The sequence below is a fragment of the Streptomyces sp. NPDC024698 genome (genome assembly GCF_055559015.1).
Genome location: NZ_JBVHLK010000004.1, coordinates 544,807 through 564,682 on the forward strand (window position 1 = coordinate 544,807; position 19,876 = coordinate 564,682).

The following is a 19,876-nucleotide window of genomic DNA, read 5'->3' on the forward strand; positions in this document are numbered from 1 at the left end:
CTGAGCCTCGGCCGGAGCGGTGCCACCCGCCACGGCCCCGGCCGCGACCGGCCGGGCAAGAGGCCTCAGGCGGTGGGGCGGCCCATCGCCCGGTACGTCCAGCCCGCCTTGCGCCACACCTCGGGGTCCAGCGCGTTGCGCCCGTCGAGGAGCACCCGGGACGTGACCGCCTCGCCCAGCACCGTCGGGTCCAGCTCGCGGAACTCGCGCCACTCCGTCAGGTGCAGGACGACATCGGCGCCCCGTACGGCCTGCACGGCGGAGTCCGCGTAGCCGAGCGTCGGGAAGAGCCGCTTGGCGTTCTCCATGCCCTTCGGGTCGTAGACGGTGACCTGACCGCCCTGGAGATGGATCTGCCCGGCCACGTTCAGCGCCGGGGAGTCGCGCACGTCGTCCGAGTCCGGCTTGAACGTCGCGCCGAGCACGGCGACCCGCTTGCCGAGGAACGAACCGCCACCGAGCGCCTCACGGGCCATCTCCACCATCTGGCCACGGCGCCGCATGTTGATGGTGTCGACCTCGCGCAGGAAGGTCAGCGCCTGGTCCGCGCCCAGCTCACCGGCGCGTGCCATGAAGGCGCGGATGTCCTTGGGCAGACAGCCGCCGCCGAAGCCGATCCCGGCCCGCAGGAACTTCTTCCCGATCCGCTCGTCGTGCCCTATGGCCTCGGCCAGCTTGGCCACGTCACCGTCGGCGGCCTCGCAGACCTCGGCCATCGCGTTGATGAAGGAGATCTTGGTGGCGAGGAAGGAGTTCGCGGACGTCTTCACCAGCTCGGCGGTGGGGAAGTCGGTGACGACGAACGGCGTGCCCTCGGCGACCGGCGTCACGTACACCTCGCGCAGCAGCTTCTCGGAGCGCTCGCCGCGCACGCCCACCACGATGCGGTCGGGGTGCAGGGTGTCGTTCACGGCGAAGCCCTCGCGCAGGAACTCCGGGTTCCAGGCCAGCTCGGCGTCCGCGCCCGCGGGCGCGAGCTCGGCGAGCCGGGCGGCCAGCCGCTCCGCCGAGCCGACCGGCACGGTGGACTTGCCGACGACGAGGGCGGGACCGTGCAGATGGGGCGCCAGCGCCTCGAACGCCGCGTCCACGTACGACATGTCGCAGGCGTACTCGCCGTGCTTCTGCGGAGTGTTCACACAGACGAAGTGGACATCGCCGAAGGCGCCGACCTCGGCCCAGTCCATGGTGAAGCGGAGCCGGCCCGTGGAACCCTCGATCCCGGCCACGTGCTTGCGCAGCAGCTCTTCGAGACCGGGTTCGAACATCGGGACCTCGCCCCGCTGGAGCATCTCGATCTTCTCCGGCACCACGTCGAGCCCGAGGACCTCGAAGCCGAGCTCGGCCATGGCCGCGGCGTGGGTGGCGCCGAGGTAGCCGGTGCCGATCACGGTGATCTTGAGGGCCATGGGTGCTCCTGAGGTGTGCGGCGCGTAGGTGCGCGCCCGAGCATAGTCGGGGCACCGGGGAGCGCTTTCACCGGCGGTTTTCCCCCTGTCGCCAAGCTCACGTATCCGTTCTCACGAGCGGGACTCTAAAATTGTGTTACTTAACGGTAGTTAGCGCCGCCAGCACAGCACCTTTTGGAGCGTGAGAGACCTTGGCCGGATCGGCTGATTTCGACCTGTACCGCCCGTCCGAGGAGCACGACATGCTCCGGGACGCGATCCGCTCGCTGGCCGAGGCGAAGATCGCGCCGTACGCCGCCGCGGTGGACGAGGAAGCCCGCTTCCCGCAGGAGGCGCTGGACGCCCTGGTCGCGAACGACCTGCACGCCGTGCACGTCCCCGAGGAGTTCGGCGGCGCCGGCGCCGACGCCCTCGCGACGGTCATCGTGATCGAGGAGGTGGCCCGCGTCTGCGTGTCCTCCTCGCTGATCCCCGCCGTGAACAAGCTGGGCTCGCTGCCGGTGATCCTCTCCGGCTCCGAGGACCTGAAGAAGAAGTACCTGAGCCCGCTCGCCAAGGGCGACGGCATGTTCTCGTACTGCCTCTCCGAGCCGGACGCCGGATCCGACGCGGCCGGCATGAAGACGAAGGCCGTCCGTGACGGGGACTTCTGGGTCCTGAACGGCGTGAAGCGCTGGATCACCAACGCGGGCGTCTCCGAGTACTACACGGTCATGGCGGTGACCGACTCGACGAAGCGCTCCAAGGGCATCAGCGCGTTCGTCGTCGAGAAGTCCGACGAGGGCGTCTCCTTCGGTGCTCCGGAGCGCAAGCTCGGCATCAAGGGCAGCCCGACCCGCGAGGTCTACCTCGACAACGTCCGTATCCCCGCCGACCGCATGATCGGCGAGGAGGGCACCGGCTTTGCGACCGCCATGAAGACCCTGGACCACACCCGCATCACCATCGCGGCCCAGGCCCTCGGTGTCGCCCAGGGCGCCCTCGACTACGCCAAGGGCTATGTCAAGGAGCGCAAGCAGTTCGGCAAGTCGATCGCCGACTTCCAGGGCATCCAGTTCATGCTCGCCGACATGGCCATGAAGATCGAGGCCGCCCGCCAGCTGACGTACGCGGCCGCCGCCAAGTCGGAGCGCGGCGACAAGGACCTCACCTTCCAGGGCGCCGCCGCCAAGTGCTTCGCCTCGGACGTGGCCATGGAGGTCACCACCGACGCCGTCCAGCTCCTCGGCGGCTACGGCTACACCCGCGACTACCCGGTCGAGCGCATGATGCGCGATGCGAAGATCACGCAGATCTACGAAGGCACGAACCAGGTCCAGCGCATCGTCATGGCGAGGAACCTGCCGTAGTACGCCTCCCGCCGGGAATCGACCGGCGGGAGGCGGCAGGAGAGGTGAGAGGCGCCCGGGGCGCCTCTCACCTCTCGCGTTTCAGGGGCGGTCCTTGCGCGTCCGGACCCATGTGAGGCCGAAACCGTAGGCGCTGTCCATCTGCTCCTGGACCGAGTGGCGCGGGGTGCCGGTGAACCAGCGGACCTCGCGGGTGACCGTGAGGCCGTCCTTCCCGGGCGTGGCCAGGGCGATGGCGCAGCCCGTCGCTCCCTCGGGGGAGGCGTCGAGGGCGATACGGAATCCGCCGGAAGGGGCCGTCACGGTGGCCGTGGCGCCCAGGCTCCGGAAATCCACGGCGCCGCTGTACACGTAGACGTGGAAGAGCAGCTGCCGGAACAGCTCGCGCCGCTCCAGGTCCACCCGGACCGTCTCCCCGTCGGAGGACGCCCCGGTGCGGTCGTCCTGGTCGAGTTGCATGTACGGCCACTCCGTCAGCGAGCCGAAGTTGTTCCCCAGCGGCTGCACGGCCGCGCGGCCGCCGTCCCGGAACGCGGCCATGCAGCCGAGGTCGAGGTCGGCGCCGGTCCCCGGCGGCCGGTTGAGGTTCACCTGGAGGACCCCGCGCCCCGTGACACGGGCCCGCGGCGCCGACCTGGTCAGCATCGTCTCGGCGCGCGCGGCGGGAAGCCGCGGCACCTCGCGGGGCGGCGGGGCCGCGCGCAGGGCACCGGTCCCGGGCCGGGTGCCCGGCGCGGGCGTCAGGCGGATGGTCGCCCGTGGACGGTCGTCGTTGCTCAACGGTTCCCCCTCGCGCCGCCGTCGGTGGAGAGTGGCGGGTGCCGGGAGTTTATGCGCGGAGCGTGTCCGCTGGAGTACCCTCTGTGCCCTCGGTCACGCGTCTGGTGCGTGTGAACCGGCGGGGGCAGGGCGGCACATGACACGGGTGGGGATCCAGGGTCGCCCCGGCACGCCTCCGCGTCCGTCGTGTTGTGGGGGTGGGCATGCCGTCAGGCGCCCTGGTGGACCGTCATGTGATCGCGCAGAGTGTCGAGGAGCTTGCCCGGCGGCCGGCGCTCGGAACCCGGAAGGAAGAGCTGACCGCGCTCGCGGCGGCGCTGCGGGACCAGGATCCCGCCGGTCTCGAACCGTGGTCCGAGCTCGATCTCCTCGCCGCCTACGCCCGCCCCGAGAGCCTTCGGGCGACCGGCGTCCGGGGCGCCGAGCACCCGCTGTGGTCCTACGCCGAAGGGGTGCTGGGCGCGCTGGTCTTCGTACCGCTGATGCTCACCTGGTACGGGCTGACGCGGGCGTCGAGCGCGTACGGGGCGCTGACGGGCGCGGACCCGGGGGCCGCCTCCCGGCCCTTCCTCCAGCTGTGGCAGTCCGGATTCGAGGGACACCTGACCGGCGCCTTCACGTTCGGCCATGTCGCGATGAGCGCCACCGTCGCCATCGCGCTGCTCTTCACGCTCGTCCTGACGCACGGCCTGCGGCGGTCCGCCGTCGCCCGCCGGGAGGAGGCCGCCGACCGCGGCTCCGAGGAGCTGATGGCGGCGCTCGTCCCGGCGCTGACCCGCGCCCAACTCGTGCTGAACGGACGGCGGTCGAGTTCCCCGCAGCGCTTCGCGGCCGAGCTCACCGAGGCCGCGGCGACGCTCGGGCGGCTGGGTGACAAGGCGGTCCGGGTCCAGAAGGATCTGACGTCGGCGGCCTCGGCCGTCGGTGACGCGGTGCGGGGCGCCGAACGCGCGCTGGCCGGCGTCGACACCTCCGTCAAGCCGCTGGAGGCCGCGGTGGGCCGGGTCGAGGCCGCCGTCAGTGCCGGCGGGGACCGGGTCGGCAAGGCGCTCGACGAGGTACGCGACGCGAACGGCGAGGTGCGGCTCGCCGTGCGGGGCGCCGGTGACCGCGTCGAGGACTCCGTGACCGTGCTGGCCGCGTCCCAGCGGGCGTACGCCACCGGTATCGAGGTGACCTCGGACATCTCGGCCCAACTCCTGGGCCGGTTCGGCGAGGTGGCGGAGAACACGGCCCGCGCCGTCGAGGAGTCCCAGCAGGCCGTACGTGAACTGGGTTCCCAGGGCGATGCGTTGAGGGCGGTGGCCGAGGAATTCGCGCGACTGGTCGCCGAGTTGCGTGCCGACAGGAGGGCGAGCGGTGGAGGTCTGACGGGCCGGCCCGACGGGAGCCTGACGGAGCCCACGGCCCTGATGGACCCCACGGCTCTGATGGACCCCACGGGCCGACCGGACCGCGCCGGTTCGGCGGGCGGTCCCACCCAGGGCCAGCCCCAGGGCCAGCCCCAAGGCCGGACCCACGGCCACAGCCGATCCGCCGACGCGGGCCACGCGCCCTCCACCGACGCGGGCCACGCGCCCTCCACCGACGCGGGCCACGCCCCCGCGGACCGCCCCGGCGCTCCCACCGACGGGTTCGGTACGGGCGTGGAGCGGGCGGACGGCCCCACGGACCGGTTCGGCGTTCCCATGGACCGGCCCGATCCCCGTCGTGAGCCCCCGCAGCTGCCTCCCCCGTCGCTGACCGAGGCCCGATGAAGCGCGGCGGAAGGTTCCAGCCGCTGCACCTGGCCGGCTGGCTGTTCGCGGACATGCTGCTCGTCCTCGCCCTGGTGGCCATGGGGGACCAGGGCGATCCGCAGGCCGCCGACAAGCGCCCCGCCTCCTCGTCCCCGGCCGCCGGGAAGAAGTCCCGGCACACCGGCCCGCGGGCGGTGGTCCGCACCCCGGTCAAGGTGGCCGTCGACGCGGCCGCCGGCGACGACACGGGCATCGTGCGCGCACTGCGCGCCGCGACCGCGCGCTACCGGGGCCGGCAGGCCGCCTTCGTGCTGACCTTCGGACGCCACACGGACCCGGGCGCCGGGGGCGCGTACGCCCACGAGGTCAACTCCCTGCTGGGGAAGGCCCGTCCGGACATGTTCCGCGCCGCGACCACCCGCGACTTCTGGAAAGGCGGAGCCCTGCCGGGCCACGCCGACATCGAGATCTACTTCTACACGTACTGACCCGGAGGTACGAGACCTTGCAGATCCTGCCCTTCTACCTGCTCTGCGACGAGTCCGGGTCGATGATCGGCGAGCCGATCGACGCCATCAACGGCGCGCTCCCGGACCTGCACCACGAGATCAGCACCAACCCGACCGTCGCCGACAAGACACGCTTCTGCCTGATCGGCTTCTCCGACACGGCCACCGTGCTCCAACCGCTCGTCGACCTCAGTGACATCGACTCCGTCCCGGCGCTCGCCGCGGGCGGGCTCACCTCGTACGGCGACGCGTTCCGCACCCTGCTGCGCTGTGTCGAGGCCGACGTGGCGGGGCTGAAGGCGGAGGGCCACGAGGTGTACCGGCCCGTGGTCTTCTTCCTCTCCGACGGCATTCCCACGGACCCGGACTGGGACCAGGCGTACAAGGAGGTCACCCAGTCGCGGTTCTGCCCGAAGATCATCGCCTTCGGCATCGGGGAGGCGCAGGAGTCGACGATCGCCCGGGTCGCGAACTTCCGGGCGTTCATGCAGAAGGATTCGTCGGTGTCGCCGGCGCAGGCGCTGCGCGAGTTCGCCTCCAGCCTGACCCGCTCGATCGTCCGGTCCGCCGGGAGCATCGGCGCGGACGGCGGCAACGGATTCACGCTGGCCGTGGACGACACCGTGCCCGGCTTCTCCATCGTCTCTCTCGACAAGCTGTGAGGTCGCGCCGATGGAGAACGACATGAACGCCACCGGACCGTCCCGGACGAACCCGCATCACCCCGGCCCCCAGCAACCGGCCTCGCATCAACCGGCCTCGCATCAACCCGGCCCCCAGCAATCGGCCTCGCATCAACCCGGCCCCCAGCAATCGGCCTCGCACCAGCCAGGCCCCCACGCCGGACAGCCGGACGCCGGACATCCCGGAGGACGTCGACACGAGCTGCGGAGAACCGAGTTCAGCTGGCCGGACGCACGCGAGCCCGACCCGCTGGACGCGACCTGGCAGAGCGTCGACCAGTTCTTCAACGACCAGCCCGAGTCCGCGCCCCTCACCGTCGCCGACCCGCCCACCGCGCAGGCCACCGGCCCGAACCCGCCCCTGTCCTACGGGCCCCTCCCGCAACCATCGCCCCCGTCCCCCACCCCGTACGAGCCGACGCCGACGGCTCCGTACCCCCAGCCCGGCTTCGCCCAGCGGCCGGAGCAGCGACCGGACCAGCGGCCGGTGGGGCAGCCCTCGCCGAACGGTCCCGCTCCCGTGTCCGACGACCCCGCCCCGCGGATCGGGGCGCTCCCGGTGCTCGGGGCCCCGCCCCACTCGGGACCCAAGCCCCCGCTGTACGCCCCGGAACCCCGGGAGCTTCCCTCCGTCCGCGAGGACCCGACCGCGGCGCTGACCCCCGACATGGTGGTGGACGGCGCCGGATACGGCCCCCTGACGGTCCGGGCGGCGTCGGTGCGCGGCGACTCGCACCGCTATCAGGGCGAGCCGCGCCAGGACTCCCTGGCCGTGGTCCGCCTCGGGGCACCCGGCACGGACGGGCTGCTGCTGCTCGCCGTGGCCGACGGCGTGGGATCGGCGGCCCGCTCGCACATCGGCTCCCAGGAGGCCTGCCGTCTCGCGGCGATGGAGCTGGACGGCGTCGCCGAGGAGCTCTCCGAGAGCCTGCGCTCGGGCGACAGGGCCGGGTTCGCCGCACTGGTGGACACCGCCGTGGGCCGGGTGGCGACCCTGCTCGCGCACCGCGCCCGCGAACGCGGCGACGACCCCGCCGCGTACGCCACCACCCTGCGCGCGCTGCTCGTGTCGCTCGATCCCCGCGTGCGCACCCGCGGCTTCCTTGCCGTCGGCGACGGCGGCACGGCGCTGCTGCGCGCGGGGGAGTGGAACCTGTCGCTGACGGACCCCGAGCACGACGGCGACGGAATGATCGACACCCGCACCGCCGCCCTGCCGCACGGCCACCGCGCCCGCGCCCTGCTGCTCGCCCCGGCCCTGCCCGGCGACGTCCTCGTGCTGTGCACGGACGGCCTGTCCACGCCGCTCGCCGGGGAGGCGGGGATGCGGGACTTCCTGGCGTCCGGCTGGGGCCGGGGGGCCGCGCCGGCACCGGCCGACTTCCTGTGGCAGCTCCAGTACCGGGTGAAGTCGTACGACGACGACCGCACCGCCGTCGTCCTGTGGGAGGCCGGGCCGTGAGCGCCGACGACGGCGCCGACGTGGCGCTCGGCTCGCTCGCCCTCGGCACCCGGGTCGGCGACGGCGGCCAGGGCGAGGTGTACGAGGTCGCCGGTCCCGGCCGCCTGCTGTACAAGAGCTACCGCGAGCCGGGGAAGGCCGACGGCAGGGAACTGGCGGCGCTCGTGGCCCTGCGCCAGGGGCTCACCCCGGCCGACCGGGAGCGTCTGGACCGGGAGACGGCCTGGCCGCTGTGCCGGGTCATGGACGGCGGCCGGGCGACCGGGTTCCTGATGCGCCGGGCGCCGGACGCCCTGACCTGGCGGACCTCGCGCGGCGAGGCCCGGCTGACCGACCTGTCGTATCTGCTCAGGCCGCCGAGGGCCGCCTGGCAGGGCGTCGCCCAGCCCTCGCCGGCCGAGCGGTTCGCGCTGGTGGTCGCCGTCCTCGGACTCCTCCACTGGCTGCACACGCTGGGTCTGGTCGTCGGTGACGTGTCCCATGCGAACGTGCTGTGGACCGTCCGGCCCGCGCCCGCCCCGTACCTCCTGGACTGCGACGGAGTGCGCATGGCCGGGCGGCCCCCGGTCCTGGAACAGGCGGACACCCCCGACTGGCACGACCCGCTGGCCGCCGCGGGCACCGCCACGGTGGACAGCGACCGCTACAAGGCGGCCCTGGTGGTGGGCCGCGTCGTGAGCCAGGACGCCTACGTGACCCCCGGCACGCCCCTGCGGCCGCTGTCCGGTGTGCTCGACGACCGGCGGGCCGACGCCGTGCGGGACCTGTGGGAGGAGGCGTCGGGGCCCCGGGGCACGCGCCCGCATCTGGCCCAGTGGTGCACCGCCCTGGCGGGCCGGGACACCATCCGTCTCATGGCCGCGGAACCCGCCCCCAGGCCCGTCGTCGACCGTTCGAAGTTCGACGGTCCCCGCACCCGGGGCCGCATCACCCTGCGCCCCTCACACAACTGACCCACCGCTGCCGCGCTTCGCGGTGGCGGTGGGTCAGGGGCCGGCGGCCTCGGGCGATGCCCGGTCGGGCCGCCGGCGACGGTGTGCGGGACCGGGTCAGTTGCCCGAGACCGTGACCGTCTCGTCGTTCTTGAGCTCGTTCACCAGCGTCTTCATCTTCGCCTTGTCCCAGACGAGGTTGCCGCCGACGGAACCGGAGATCGGCATGTTCATGGACTTGCCGTCGCCGCTGGTGACGCCCTTCATGGCCCAGAACATGTCGGCCAGGTCCCACAGGCTCATGTCCTTGTCGACGACCAGTGAGTCGAGGCCCGCGCCCATCGTCGGGTAGAGCTTGAACGGGTTCAGGACCGTCGAGGGGGTCGCGACCTGGTGGGCCAGGGCGGCCAGGAACTTCTGCTGGTTCTTGGTGCGCTGAAGGTCCGAGGCGGCGAAGGCGTGCCGGGTGCGGACGAAGGCGAGGGCCTGCTCGCCGTTCAGCGTCTGCTTGCCCGCCTTGAAGTCGGCGCCGGAGTACTTGTCCTTGAAGCCCTGGTCGAGGGTCATGTCGACACCGCCGACCGCGTCGACGATGCCCGCGAACCCGGCGAAGCCGATCTCCACGTAGTGGTCGATGTGCAGACCGGTGTTGTACTCGATGGTCCTGACCAGGAGCGTGGGGCCGTCGTAGGCGTAGGCGGCGTTCAGCTTGTTCTGGCCCAGCGGGCCCTTGATCTTGCCGGACTCGGAGCCCTGGAACTTCGGGATCGTGACGTTCGAGTCACGCGGCAGCGACAGCAGCGTGGAGCCGTTGCTGCCGGTGTGCAGGATCATCATCGAGTCCGTGCGCTTGCCCTCGGCGGAGCCCGTGTGCAGCTTCTTCTTGTCCGCGGACGTCAGGCCGGCACGGCTGTCGGAACCGACGATCAGGTAGTTCGTGCCCGAGCCGGTCTCCGGCCGGTCTATGACCTTGGAGAGATCCACGTCACGGTGGAGCTTGGAGTCCGCCCAGAAGTACGTGCCGACGGAGACCACGACCAGCGCGGTGACCAGCGTGATCGCGGTCCACTTGATCCGCTTGCGCCAGTTCGGCGCGGGGCGCCGCGGGTACGCGCCGCCGTCGCCGGGGCCCTGCGGGCCGCCGGGACCGCCCGGGCTCCCGTACACCTGGCCCGTGTTGTAACCGGAGTCGTAGCCGTTGTCGTAGCCCTGACCCTCGTGGCCCTGCCCGTCGACGTACGAGGGCTGACGGGGCACCCCGCCGCCGTACGGCGGCGCGCCCTGGCCCGGAGGGGGTGCGGACGGGCCGCGACGGACCTGTCGCATGACGCGCGCGCTCTCGGGCTGCGAGCCCGCGCTGCCGCGTCCGTAGCGGTTGCCGCCGTTGCTGCGGTTGTCCTCGGGCCATTCATTCATGCGGACCAGTGTGCCGCCCTCGACCAGGTCTCTTACAAGAGAGCCGGGAGATCTGGGTCACGCCTGTTGCAGAGCTGATGCAAAGAGACGGCCGCCCGCTCGGCATAAGGTGGAGGACATGACAGACCAGGCCTCCCACCCGGAAAACGACATCCCGGGCAAGCCGACATCGGCGTCCCGCACCACCCTCAGCCACATCATGACGCACAACGACACGAACCTGCTGGGCTCGGTGCACGGTGGTGTGATCATGAAGCTCGTCGACGACGCGGCGGGCGCGGTGGCGGGGCGGCACTCCGGCGGGCCCGCCGTCACCGCCTCGATGGACGAGATGGCCTTCCTCGAACCCGTCCGCGTGGGTGACCTGGTCCATGTGAAGGCGCAGGTCAACTGGACCGGACGGACCTCGATGGAGGTCGGCGTACGGGTCCTGGCCGAGCGTTGGAACGAGTCCACGCCGCCGCAGCAGGTCGGCTCGGCCTATCTCGTCTTCGCCGCCGTCGACGGCGACGGCAAGCCCCGCCAGGTGCCGCCGGTCGTCACCGAGACCGAGCGGGACGAGCGCCGCTTCCAGGAGGCGCAGATCCGCCGCACCCACCGGCTGGCCCGCCGCCGGGCGATCATGGACCTCCGCGAGAAGCGGGCGGCGGAAGGCCTCGACGACTGAGGCACGCGGCGGCCCGGAGCCACCCGCGGCCGCCCGGAGCCGGGGGCACGGTCAGGGGCACACGACCTGGTCCCCCGTGACCACGCCCGGCTCGTTCCTGACGGGATCCTCGGCCCGTACCCGTGTCACCTGCTTGAAATCGGCGCCGGCGATCACCTTCAGGAGCGGGCCCTGTCCGGGGACCGCGCGCAGCTCGGCGCCGGGCAGTGCGGCCGCGAGGGACTTCGCCGAACGGTCCCAGCGGGGGTCGTAGGCGACGACGGTGTGCCGGGCCGTGGTGTCGGGAGCCGTCGTGGGCCGACCCGTCGTCCTGAACCCGGCGGCGGCGAGCGCGCCGTCGACCCGCTTGCCCAGCCCCGTCGTGGCGGTCCCGTTCTCGATCTGGACCTGGATCCGCTGCGGGGCCACCGCGACCCGGACGGCCTGGGCCCGCGGGGCGTGGGGCCTCGCGAGCGGCTTGTCCTCGCGCAGCGCGGCGAAGAGCTCCCGCGCCTTCGGCTCGTCCCATTTCAGGGTCGATCCGATCCCCTTGACGGCATAGGCCATCTGTCCGATCGGCACGGTCGTGAACTCGGACGAGGACGGGGAGAAGTTCCGCATCGCCCGGCCGAGGTCCAGCAGCTCGTCCGTGCCGAACCCCTTGTCGGCCCGCACGGAGCCCAGCACGGCCCGGGTCACGTCACGGAACTTCATCGGATTCAGCAGCACTCCGGACGACGTGGCGCGGGAGACGAGCGCCGCCAGGAAGCGCTGCTGGCGCTTCATCCGGCCGAGGTCGGAGGAGCCGTCGGTGTGCCGGGAGCGTACGTACTGGAGCGCCTGTCCGCCGCCCAGCAGATGCGGGCCGGCCGCCAGGTCGAGGCCGGTGTACCGGTCCTTCAGCGGCTGCGCGGTGCAGATCCGTACGCCGCCGAGCACGTCGACCGTCTTCATGAAGCTGGTGAAGTCGACCTCCAGATAGTGGTCGATCTTCACATGGGTCATGTTCTCCACGGTCCGCACGGTCAGGGTCGGGCCGCCCTCCGCGTAGGCCGCGTTCAGCTTGAGCGGATGGGGGCCGTGCCGCTGTCCGGTGACCTCGTCGGTGTGCGCGGGCGCCTCGGCGTAGGAGTCGCGCGGCAGGCTGACGATGCTGGCCCGGTCCCGGTCCTCGGAGATGTGCACGATCATGACGGTGTCGGTGCAGTGACAGGGCGCCCCGCCGAGCCGGAACCTCCGCCGCTCCGCCTCGGTGATCTTCTCCCGGCCGTCGGTCCCGACGAGCAGCAGGTTCATGCCGTGCCCGGCCTCGGGCCGGTTCTTCATGTCCTTGAACGGGTCGACCCGGGCGATGCCCGCGTCCAGGCCGCTGAGCACCGCGTGCCCGATGCCCGCCGAGGCGAGGACGACCACGGAGACGGTGGTCAGCGCCCGTACGGCCCAGCGTGGCCTCCTGCGCCGTACGGGGCGTACGGGGCGCCCGTCGGAGCGCCGGGCGGGCCGCCGCGCGGGGGACGGCCGTGGGGGGCGCTGGGGGCGGACGGGGGAGCGGGGCGGCGTGGGCAAGGGAACACCTCCACTGGGCGGGACGGGGGAGGGAAGCGTTCCGCGGGCCGGACGGAGCCGCGTTCCGCTGGGCGTGGGGATCCGTGAGCACGGTAGGCCCATACGATCTGCGGCCCGGTCCTTACGCCGGGCGGCGCGCGACCGTGTCCCCCGTTCGCGGTAACGTGAGCTCCGATGAGCGAGAAGTCTGACGTGCGGTCCCCCGCCGTTTCTGTGATCATGCCCGTCCTCAACGAGGAGCGGCATCTGCGCGGGGCCGTCCAAGCGATCCTGGCGCAGGAGTACGACGGCGAGATGGAGGTCGTGATCGCCATCGGTCCCTCAACGGACCGGACGGACGAGATCGCCGCCGAACTCGTCCGTGAGGACCCGAGGGTCCATACGGTGCCGAACCCGACCGGCCGTACGCCCGCGGCGCTGAACGCCGCGATCAAGGCGTCCCGGCACCCCGTGGTCGTACGGGTCGACGGGCACGGCATCCTCTCCCCGAACTACATCGCCACCGCCGTACGGCTCCTCGGGGAGACCGGCGCGCAGAACGTCGGCGGCATCATGCACGCCGAGGGCGAGAACGACTGGGAGCACGCCGTCGCCGCCGCCATGACGTCGAAGATCGGCGTGGGCAACGCGGCCTTCCACACGGGTGGCGAGGCCGGACCGGCCGACACCGTGTATCTCGGGGTGTTCCGGCGCGAGGCGCTGGAGCGGCAGGGCGGTTACAACGAGGAGTTCATCCGCGCCCAGGACTGGGAGCTGAACTTCCGTATCCGTGAGGCCGGCGGCCTCATCTGGTTCTCGCCCGAGCTGCGGGTGTCCTACCGGCCGCGCCCGACCGTCAGGGCGCTCGCCAAGCAGTACAAGGACTACGGCCGCTGGCGGCACGTCGTCGCCCGCTACCACGAGGGCTCCATCAACCTGCGCTACCTCGCCCCGCCGGCCGCCGTCTGCGCGATCGCGGCGGGCCTGGTCGTCGGCGCGGCGCTGACGCCCTGGGGCCTCATCGTCCCGGCCGGCTATCTCGCGGCGATCGGGCTCGGCTCGCTGCCCGCGGGCAAGGGGCTGCCGGCGAAGGCCCGGCTCCAGATCCCCGTGGCCCTCGCGACGATGCACATGTCGTGGGGCTGGGGCTTCCTCACCAGCCCGAAGGCGCTGGCCCGCAAGGTCATCGCGTCCCGGCGTCCCGCGGTGCTCAGCGGCGCCAACTGACCCTGTCCGTAACGGAGTCGGGCCCCTCTCGCACGCGAGAGGGGCCCGACTTCCGTTGTCCGCCGGCCGGTTCTACGACCAGGTGTAGTTCGGGTCCACGTGCATGCAGGCGCCGGTGTCCGAACCCTTGTCGAGCTTCGCGGACTCGGGCGTCGTGTCGTCGTCCGCGGGTGCCTTGTACGTGGTGCCCTCGCGCCAGTCGGCGCCGACGATCAGCGTGACCCCGGAGACGTCCGCCGACTTCTCCACCGCGTGCGTCGACATCCCGAGGGCCTTGGCGACCCGCAGGGCGTCACCCTCCAGATCGGCGCTCGGATAGCGGATCACCGTGCTGGCCTCGGTGGTCACCGTCGAGGGGTCGGCCTTGGACTGGGTGAACCCCTTGCCGACGAGCAGCGTGCTGACCGCGCTCGCGCGTCCGGGCACCGGAGCCAGTGCGTCGGTGCGGGTGCCGTTCTGCACCTGTACGGCGATCCGGTCGTCCGCGGCGGCCGGGTCCGAGGTGGTCTTCTCGGCGGGCTTCTTCTTGTCCTTGCCGTCCAGCGCGATGTCCTCGCGCAGCAGCCGCCAGACCTTGTCGGCGTCCGTCGGCTTGGGCAGCACCCGGTTGCCGTCGCTGGAGTACACCCACGGCATGGTGGTCATGGTGATGCGCTTGGTCGGGACCTTCTTCAGCTCTTTGCTGAGGTCGTAGAGCTTGGTCACCGAGCCCAGGCCCCGGTCGACGGTCAGCGCGCTGGTGGCCGTCTCGGCGAGGTTGCGCAGCTTGTCCGGGTTGCTCAGGGTGGCGTTCTCCCGCAGCTGGCGCACCATCGAGTTCATGTACTGGTGCTGGGCCTTGGTCCGGCCGATGTCGCTGCCGTCCTCGAAGCCGTACCGGGTTCGCAGCCATTGCAGGGCCTGCTTGCCCTTGACGGACGTCGTGCCCTGCTCCAGCTTCAGCCCGGAGCCGTGGCCGGTGGAGGTGTGCGAGTAGATGTTGGCGTCCACGCAGACGGGGACGCCGCCGATCGCGTCGGCCATCGAGACCACACCCGCGAAGTCGACCATGATGAAGTGGTCGATGTGGATGTCGGTCGTCTTCTCCCAGGTGGCGACCGTGCAGCCGGGGCCGCCGCGGCCCAGCGAGTCGTTCGTCATCGTGAGCGAGGTGCTCGCGGCGTAGGTCTTCCCGGTCGTCGGGTCGGTGCAGTTGGGGATGCGCAGCAGGGTGTCGCGCGGCATGCTCACGACCGACATGTTGGTGCGGTCGGCGGACAGGTGCAGCAGCATCTGGACGTCCGCGCGGGGCGGGGTGTCGAAGGTGTCCTTCGCGCCGCCGAGCTTCTGGTTCTCGGTGGAGTTCCGGGCGTCCGAGCCGATCAGGAGAATGTTCAGCGGGGTCTGGCCCGCGGCGTTCGGTTTCGTCTTCGCGGCGCGGTCCTTCGCGTCGCCGATGTTCAGGTCACCCTGTTTGAGGTTGCTGTTCAGGTGCCGGTAGTAGAGATAGCCGGCTCCGGCGGTGCCGAGTATCAGGACCGACAGCACCATCGCCGACCAGCGAAGTATTCGGCGTCTGCGCCGGGGACGGTCCTTGGTCCCGTGGTGTCCGTCCTCGTCCCCGCCGTGCGGGCCGCGCCCCTGCGGATCGAGCGGCGGGGTGCCGTCGGCCGGCTGTGCGCCGTCGCCCTTCGGCCGCGTGCGGTCGTCGTCCGCGGTCTGAACGGAACGGCCGCCGTCGTCGTACATGCTGTCGTCCCAGCCCAGTTCGCCGACTCGTGGGACACGTGGCCGTGCTCCCTCCCCGCGCACACTGCTTTGCGCCATCTCTCAGCCTCTCCCCACCCTGCGCCTGACAAACGGGTCCGTCGGACGTCCGGCCGGGCTTCACCCGGCCGGACACCGCTCGCGCCCTGTAGGACGCTTGACGGACCCGTTAGGTCACTTCGCGCACACCGTTTTGTCCGCAGTGGACTTCTCCACGTCCGGCGCCTTCGTCGGAGCGGTCAAGGGCACCCCTGCGCCCTTGAAGTCCTTGCCCAGGGTCAGCACGATCGCGGGCAGCCCCTGTGAGTTCTTCTCGCTCTTGCCGGGCTTCAACGCCGAACCGGACAGCCCCATGAGATCCGCCAGCTTGCGTGCCTGGTCGGCCTGGTCGGGAGCGTACTCGAGGGTCGTCCTGCTCAGCGGTGCGTCGGCGTTGCCCAGTTGGCTGGACTTGAGCACGCCCTCATCATTCTGCAACCAGTTGAGAGTTTCCTGTGCGGAGCCGGCCTCGGCGCCGCCGTTGTAGATGTCGACGCGGATGTCGGACGCGGCGGAACGGGAGCCCTTGAGCCGGGCGGCCACCGCGGCCTTCTCCTTCTTCTCCTTCTGCTTCACGGCGCTGAAGGAGACGTCGTTCTTGATCGCGTCGAACACCGGCTGGGCCGTCGTCGGGTTGACCACGACGGTGGCGTGCACCTTCTCCGCCGGATTGTCTATCACCGGAACCGTGGTGAAGGTGATGTTCTTCGGCGGCACCTTCTTCAGCTCAAGGGCCATGTCCTTGAGCGTGCTGACGCTGCCGATGCCGGTGTCCACGGTGAGCGCCTTGGTGGCGGCCTCGGCCAGCTTGACCAGCTTGGTGGGGCTGGTGAGGGTGTCGCTCGAACTCATCTTGCGCATCAGGGAGCCGATGAACTGCTGCTGCACCTTGATGCGGTCGAGGTCGCCCGCGTTGCCGAAGCTGTGCCGGGTGCGGACGAAGGCGAGGGCCTGCTCGCCCTCGATCACGTGCTTGCCGGCGGAGAGCTTGAGGTGCGAGTTGGCGTCGTCGACGTTCTTGGCGAGACAGACCTCGACACCGCCGACCGCCGTGGTCAGCGTCTTCACCGCGTTGAAGTCGGCCATCATGAAGTGGTCCACCGTGATGCCGGTGACCGCCTTGACCGTGTCCATCGTGCAGCCCGGATTGCGGTCGTCCTGGCCGAGGCTCGTGTTGAAGCGGACGTTGTCCGTGCCCTTGATGATCTCCTCGGTGCCGTCCGACTTCTTGGTCCTGCACTCCGGGATGTCGACGATGAGGTCGCGCGGGATGCTCAGCGCGGTCGCGTTCGTCCGGTCCTTGGAGACGTGCAGCAGGATGTTCGTGTCGGCGTGCCCGAGGCTGTTCTTGTCGCCGTAACCCGTGTTGCCCGCACCGGTGCGCTTGTCGGTGCCGATGATGAGCAGGTTGAAGGCCTCGTCCTTGCTGAAGCCGCTCTTGCCCGAACTGCCGACGTCCGTCGTGGTGACGTTGCCCTCGAGGTGCTTGAGGTAGGCGTACGCGGCGCCGGAGACGGCCACCAGGACCAGCGCCATGGTGCCGCCGGTCCACAGCAGTATCTTCTTCGCCTTCGACTTCTTGGGCGGGCCCTTGCGTCCGCGCCTGCGCCCGGGAAGGGGCTCCGGCGGCTCGGCCCGCCGCCGGCGCGGCCCCGGTACGTCGGGGCCGGACGGATCACGGTCGCGCCTGGGCGCGTCACGGTCCCGCCCCGGTGCGTCACGTTCCCGCCCCGGTGCCGCGCGGTCCCTGCCCGGCGCGCTCCGGGTCCGCGTCGCCGCGGAGGGTGCGCCCCTCCGCGGTCGCGGCACTCCCGATTGCGCTCCGGAAGGGGGCAGTCGCAGTTCGTATTCGCCAGTGCTCGGGTTGAGTACCCACTGGTCTGCGGGGTCGATGTCGTCCGCCCGCCCACGGCCTTGCGCGTCCACGGTTGTCTGAATCCTCCGTCGGGGCCACGCGGCGCCCTTTCCCCCTCAAAAGGCGCTCGGGTCTCGGTCAAACAGTGCGCGACCCCCAGGACGGACCTCGTGGCCGGGTGCACCGGATCGCTCACACTATCCGCCCAGTTCAGCGCGGAGCGACGGCCGTGACAAATTCGACGTCCCTACAACCGGGCAATCCGCCCCATTCTCAGAGACTTCTTAGCTCGCCTGTTCCCCGCCTTGGCCCGCGCTTTACCCGCAGGCGTCCTGTGCGGCGGTGTTGCCGCGGAAAGTCGGAGCCGGATCAGGAGTGCCGGAGAGGAGGGCAACCCCTATTCCCGTCGACATTCCGTCGCTGTTCGACTCCTCTTCGTAGTCGTGCGAGGAGTTCCCGTACACCGTGTTCCCGTACAGGCTTACGGAATGCGGGGACCGGCTCCGGGCCGCCCTCGGCCGTTTCGCGACCGCGACCGGCTCGTCCGCGCGCAGCCGCGCGAAGAGCCGGGCCGCGTCGGGCTCGACGAGCTGGTCCCGGTTGGGGTCGAGGACGTACGACGTCCGGGGCACGGTCAGGAACCGGATGTTCTCCGTGGGGATGTCGCGCATGCCGCGGACCAGGTCGTAGAGACCGCGCAGGCTCGCCAGGTCCGGGTCGGTGGTCAGCGACGAGGTGGCCGCGTCCAGCACCGGGTACAGCTTCGCCGGGTTGAGCAGGACGTCGTCGCTGCGCACCTTGCTGATCAGCGCGCCGAGGAACCTCTGCTGGCGGTCCATGCGGTCGGTGTCGCTGCCGTTGCCGATGCTCTTGCGGGCCCGTACGTAGCCGAGCGCCTGTTCGCCGTTCAGCACGACCTTGCCCGCGGGCAGGTTCAGCTTCGCCGCCTTGTCGTGGATCGGCTTCCTCAGACACACCTCGACCCCGTCGACGGCGTCGACCATGTCCTTGAATCCGTGGAAGTCCACCACCATGTGATGGTCGACGCGGATGTCCGTGAGCTTTTCGACCGTCCGGATCGTGCAGGCCGAACCGCCCACCTCGAAGGCGTAGTTGAACATGGCGAGCATGGGGCGGGTGCGGGTCCCGTCGGGGCGCCGGCAGCCCGGCACGTCCACCATCAGGTCGCGGGGCAGCGACATGGCGGTCGCGCTGCGCCGGTTCGCCGAGAGGTGCAGCAGGATCGTGGTGTCCGACCGTTCCGTCCCCGAGTCCCGGCCGTACTTCCTGTTCCCGGCACCCGAGCGCGAGTCGGACCCGATCAGCAGGATGTTCTGCGCGTCGCGCACCAGCGAGGTGGGCCGCTCCTTCTCGTACCGGGCGAGCTCGGCCGCCGCGTCGTCGTCGGCCGTGATGTTCCCGTTCAGCTTCTCGTACACGGCCCAGCCGGCCACCACGGCGCCCAGCACCACCACGGCCACCCCGACAGCCGTCCGGCGCAGCCAGCGCCGCCGCCTGCGCCGGGCCCAGGCCCCGGTGGGCGACGCTCCCCGCCCCTGCTCCTCCGGGCTTCCGGAGGGAGTGCCCACGGAGTCGGTCACCTCGGGACCACCACCCCTCATGGCGTACGAGCGTGTCGGGCTACTCCTACGACCATGTCCCGGCGCGGCGGCCGAGGGGGGCCGGTGGTGAGCCGAACGGGGGACGCGCCCGACACCCGACAGGCCCTAGCGGGCCGTCGCGGTCACCCGCTCGCTCTCGATCCGCCGGGCGAGCGCGTCCTCGTCCAGCAGGCCGAGGTTGCGGCACAGCACCACGGACCCGCCGGTGGCGAGCGGCGTGTACAGACCCGCGGCGACGCCCTCCCAGGTGTCGTACGGGAGCGCCGAGAGGATGCGGGAACCGGGACCCGTCAGATCCAGCCCCGGGGCGTCGGCGCGGGCCTGCTCCACGACCTCCGCGCCCGTGTACGCGGCCCCGGCGACGATCAGCGCCCGCTCCTCCGGGTCGACCGGCGCGTACGGCGCGAAACGGTCGCCCTGGCTCGGCACCTCGACGGCGTAGTCGGCGTATCCGGCGGGTGGCGTCGGGAAGCGGCGGCCGAGCGGAGCGAGCGAGAGGGCGAGGCGCTCACCGGAACAGGCGAGTCCGGCCTCGAACCGGCCGGGGCCCGCGACGACATGGTCGGCGGCCGCCGGGTCGCCGCCGAGGTCCGCGACGACGCCCACCGAGGAACAGGCGAGCAGCCACACCGCGGTCTGCCAGTGCGCGGGCAGCAGCAGCGCGACCCGCTCGCCGGGCTCGGCGGACATCTCGCCCTGGAGCAGATTGGCGGTCTTGGCCACCCAATTGGCGAAGGTGGCCACGGACAATTCGACCCGCTCGCCCGTCTCGTCGTCGTAGAAGGTCACCAAAGGACGTGCGGGGTCCTCGGAGAGCGCGGATCGCAGCAGGTCGGCGGGGGTGCGGTCGGTGGCTTTCACGCGCGCAAGCGTACGCGGGGGCGCTGCGCGGCACGGGCCGAGCGCGCCACCGGTTC

The 19,876-nt window shown here is 71.5% G+C and carries 16 protein-coding genes; 8 read left to right on the forward strand and 8 right to left on the reverse strand.

Annotated elements, in window-relative coordinates; genetic code table 11:
* Positions 1 to 65: 65 nt before the first annotated feature.
* Positions 66 to 1,409: a UDP-glucose dehydrogenase family protein gene (locus tag ACZ4AA_RS13355; protein ID WP_467600200.1), complete on the reverse strand. Its 1,344-nt coding sequence runs from the start codon at positions 1,407 to 1,409 to the stop codon at positions 66 to 68.
* A 191-nt stretch (positions 1,410 to 1,600) separates the two neighbouring features.
* Between ACZ4AA_RS13355 and ACZ4AA_RS13360 the strand changes: the two genes are divergently transcribed.
* Positions 1,601 to 2,758, forward strand: coding sequence for an acyl-CoA dehydrogenase family protein (locus ACZ4AA_RS13360; RefSeq protein WP_467600203.1), 1,158 nt, complete (start codon positions 1,601 to 1,603; stop codon positions 2,756 to 2,758).
* An 81-nt stretch (positions 2,759 to 2,839) separates the two neighbouring features.
* Here ACZ4AA_RS13360 and ACZ4AA_RS13365 read toward each other — a convergent pair whose 3' ends face one another.
* The gene (locus ACZ4AA_RS13365; RefSeq protein ID WP_467600206.1) at positions 2,840 to 3,538 is read right to left on the reverse strand and encodes a tellurium resistance protein; all 699 of its coding nucleotides are present in this window, start codon (positions 3,536 to 3,538) and stop codon (positions 2,840 to 2,842) included.
* Positions 3,539 to 3,741: 203 nt separating this feature from the next.
* On the opposite strand from ACZ4AA_RS13365, the gene ACZ4AA_RS13370 reads away from it, so the two are divergent.
* The 5 genes from ACZ4AA_RS13370 to ACZ4AA_RS13390 are packed head-to-tail and all read left to right on the forward strand — an operon-like array spanning position 3,742 to position 8,884.
* Positions 3,742 to 5,295, forward strand: coding sequence for a methyl-accepting chemotaxis protein (locus ACZ4AA_RS13370; protein WP_467600209.1), 1,554 nt, complete (start codon positions 3,742 to 3,744; stop codon positions 5,293 to 5,295).
* Complete coding sequence (locus ACZ4AA_RS13375) at positions 5,292 to 5,765, forward strand: hypothetical protein (RefSeq protein ID WP_467600212.1); 474 nt, start codon at positions 5,292 to 5,294, stop codon at positions 5,763 to 5,765. The genes ACZ4AA_RS13370 and ACZ4AA_RS13375 overlap by 4 nt, the downstream gene beginning before the upstream one ends.
* A gap of 17 nt (positions 5,766 to 5,782) precedes the next feature.
* Positions 5,783 to 6,448, forward strand: a complete 666-nt coding sequence (locus tag ACZ4AA_RS13380) for a vWA domain-containing protein (RefSeq protein ID WP_385399958.1) — start codon at positions 5,783 to 5,785, stop codon at positions 6,446 to 6,448.
* A gap of 22 nt (positions 6,449 to 6,470) precedes the next feature.
* On the forward strand, positions 6,471 to 7,931 hold the full coding sequence (locus tag ACZ4AA_RS13385) for a PP2C family serine/threonine-protein phosphatase (protein ID WP_467600216.1): 1,461 nt from the start codon (positions 6,471 to 6,473) through the stop codon (positions 7,929 to 7,931).
* The gene (locus tag ACZ4AA_RS13390; RefSeq protein WP_467600219.1) at positions 7,928 to 8,884 is read left to right on the forward strand and encodes a hypothetical protein; all 957 of its coding nucleotides are present in this window, start codon (positions 7,928 to 7,930) and stop codon (positions 8,882 to 8,884) included. The genes ACZ4AA_RS13385 and ACZ4AA_RS13390 overlap by 4 nt, the downstream gene beginning before the upstream one ends.
* A 96-nt stretch (positions 8,885 to 8,980) precedes the next feature.
* Here ACZ4AA_RS13390 and ACZ4AA_RS13395 read toward each other — a convergent pair whose 3' ends face one another.
* Positions 8,981 to 10,279 carry an LCP family protein gene (locus ACZ4AA_RS13395; RefSeq protein ID WP_467600222.1) on the reverse strand — a complete coding sequence of 433 codons (1,299 nt, stop codon included), beginning with the start codon at positions 10,277 to 10,279 and terminating at the stop codon, positions 8,981 to 8,983.
* A 118-nt stretch (positions 10,280 to 10,397) separates the two neighbouring features.
* Here ACZ4AA_RS13395 and ACZ4AA_RS13400 point away from each other — a divergent pair, with 118 nt between their 5' ends.
* Positions 10,398 to 10,946 carry an acyl-CoA thioesterase gene (locus ACZ4AA_RS13400; protein ID WP_467600224.1) on the forward strand — a complete coding sequence of 183 codons (549 nt, stop codon included), beginning with the start codon at positions 10,398 to 10,400 and terminating at the stop codon, positions 10,944 to 10,946.
* A 51-nt stretch (positions 10,947 to 10,997) separates the two neighbouring features.
* Here the strand turns inward: ACZ4AA_RS13400 and ACZ4AA_RS13405 are convergent, their stop codons facing one another.
* Complete coding sequence (locus ACZ4AA_RS13405; protein WP_467600226.1) at positions 10,998 to 12,491, reverse strand: LCP family protein; 1,494 nt, start codon at positions 12,489 to 12,491, stop codon at positions 10,998 to 11,000.
* Between the two features lie 174 nt (positions 12,492 to 12,665).
* On the opposite strand from ACZ4AA_RS13405, the gene ACZ4AA_RS13410 reads away from it, so the two are divergent.
* Complete coding sequence (locus ACZ4AA_RS13410) at positions 12,666 to 13,697, forward strand: glycosyltransferase family 2 protein (protein ID WP_467600229.1); 1,032 nt, start codon at positions 12,666 to 12,668, stop codon at positions 13,695 to 13,697.
* Between the two features lie 72 nt (positions 13,698 to 13,769).
* On the opposite strand, the gene ACZ4AA_RS13415 is transcribed toward ACZ4AA_RS13410, so the two are convergent.
* The 4 genes from ACZ4AA_RS13415 to ACZ4AA_RS13430 form a co-directional block, all read right to left on the reverse strand.
* Entirely contained in the window at positions 13,770 to 15,503 is a 1,734-nt protein-coding gene (locus tag ACZ4AA_RS13415) for an LCP family protein (protein ID WP_467600232.1), read from the reverse strand.
* A gap of 114 nt (positions 15,504 to 15,617) precedes the next feature.
* On the reverse strand, positions 15,618 to 17,408 hold the full coding sequence (locus tag ACZ4AA_RS13420; protein WP_467600235.1) for an LCP family protein: 1,791 nt from the start codon (positions 17,406 to 17,408) through the stop codon (positions 15,618 to 15,620).
* A gap of 246 nt (positions 17,409 to 17,654) precedes the next feature.
* Positions 17,655 to 18,938, reverse strand: a complete 1,284-nt coding sequence (locus tag ACZ4AA_RS13425) for an LCP family protein (RefSeq protein ID WP_467600238.1) — start codon at positions 18,936 to 18,938, stop codon at positions 17,655 to 17,657.
* 126 nt (positions 18,939 to 19,064) lie between these two features.
* Positions 19,065 to 19,820, reverse strand: coding sequence for a TIGR03089 family protein (locus tag ACZ4AA_RS13430; RefSeq protein ID WP_467600241.1), 756 nt, complete (start codon positions 19,818 to 19,820; stop codon positions 19,065 to 19,067).
* Between the last annotated feature and the right edge of the window lie 56 nt (positions 19,821 to 19,876).